The organism is Agromyces binzhouensis, assembly GCF_004135055.1.
Classification (GTDB): domain Bacteria; phylum Actinomycetota; class Actinomycetes; order Actinomycetales; family Microbacteriaceae; genus Agromyces; species Agromyces binzhouensis.
Map to the genome: position 1 here is coordinate 1 of NZ_SDPL01000570.1, position 1,527 is coordinate 1,527.

The 1,527-nt window shown below is 76.1% G+C and carries 1 protein-coding gene; it reads left to right on the forward strand.

Features of this window, described 5'->3' with window-relative positions:
- Window positions 1-158 precede the first annotated feature (158 nt).
- Window positions 159-1,527: FtsK/SpoIIIE domain-containing protein (locus tag ESO86_RS16785; RefSeq protein WP_277985247.1), on the forward strand; the 1,369-nt coding region annotated here is incomplete at its 3' end.

Consider the following 1,527-nt stretch of genomic DNA (forward strand, 5'->3'; position numbering starts at 1 on the left):
GGCTCCGGGCGGAGGTGGCACGGCGTCACGACCTCGAGCGCGCGGCGGCATGGCGGGAGATGCCCGCCGCTCGCTCGCTGCCGGGTCGCGGTGCTCCGCCCTGGGGGGCGAGGCCGCCCGAGGCGGTGGTGATCGGATCGGGCACGGTCGCGAGTCGCGTGACGATCGAAGGCGCGCCGGGCGAGGATCCCGACGCCCTTCGCCTGGTCGCCGGGGCCGCGCTGCTCGCCGACGCACCCGTGCTCGTGACGCTCGGGGGTGGAATCGGCTTCACCGGGGAACCGGCGCTGGCGCGGGCTGCGGCGCGCGCCGCGATCCTGCAGGTCGCAGAGGCGACCGATCCGTCGAGCTGCCGCGTCGCAGGGCCCACGGCGGGCTGGGAGTGGCTCGCCGCCCTTCCGCATCGGGCCTCGGGGGCGGGCGCCGCAGTCCTCCGCGTCGTCGAGGCGGATGCCCGAGCCGACGGCGGCCACGCGCCGAGGACGCCCGTCGGAGCGAACGACCGCGACGGCGAAGGCGACCTGATCGCGATCGCATCCGACGTCGCGTCCCTCCCGCCCGGGCTGCGGACCGTGGTCCACGTGACGACACCGCGACATGCGCTCGTCCAGGTCACCGGCGCGGCGCCCCGCGCGGTCGCGCCGGAACTCCTCTCCGTGGCGGAGGCTCGGAGCGCGGCGGACCGGCTCGCCCGGGTCGCGACGCGTGCCGGCATCGCATCGGGTTCGCCGGTGCTCCCGGACTCCGTCGGGCTGGGCGACCTCCTGCCGGATCCGGATCCGACAGCGGATCGCTCGAGCCTCGCCGCGACCGTCGGGGTCGGCTTCGGCGGTCCGCTCGTGATCGACCTCGTCGCGGGCCCGCACGCCCTGGTCGCGGGGACCTCCGGCAGCGGCAAGAGCGAACTCCTCGTCGCATGGATCGCGGCGATGGCCGCACGCCACGCGCCCGACCGGGTGGCGTTCCTGCTGGTCGACTTCAAGGGCGGCGCGTCGTTCGAGCCGGTCCGCGGGTTGCCGCACGTGACCGGCCTGGTCACCGACCTCGACGAGGACGAGGCGGCCCGGGCGGTCGAGAGCATCCGGGCGGAACTGCGCCATCGGGAGCGGGTGCTGGCCGCCGCAGGCGTGCGGAGCATCGTGGAGCTGCCCGCCGATGCCGACCTCCCGCGACTGGTCGTCGTCATCGACGAGTTCCAGGCGATGATCGAGCGCTTCGGCGAACTCGGCGCGGTGATGGCGGATGTCGCGGCGCGCGGCCGATCGCTGGGCGTGCACCTCGTGCTCGCGGCGCAGCGCCCGAACGGCGTCGTCCGGGAGCAGGTGAGCGCGAACTGCGGCATCCGGGTGTCCCTGCGCGTCCTCGAGCGCGCCGACAGCGTCGCCGTGCTCGGTGTCGATCGCGCTGCCCGGCTCGATCCGGCCCGCCCCGGGCGCGCCCTGGTGGATGCCGGTGACGCCCGGGTGGTCGAGTTCCAGTCGGCGCTCGCGGACCGCGAGGCGATCGCCCGGATCGCCGCGCGGCATG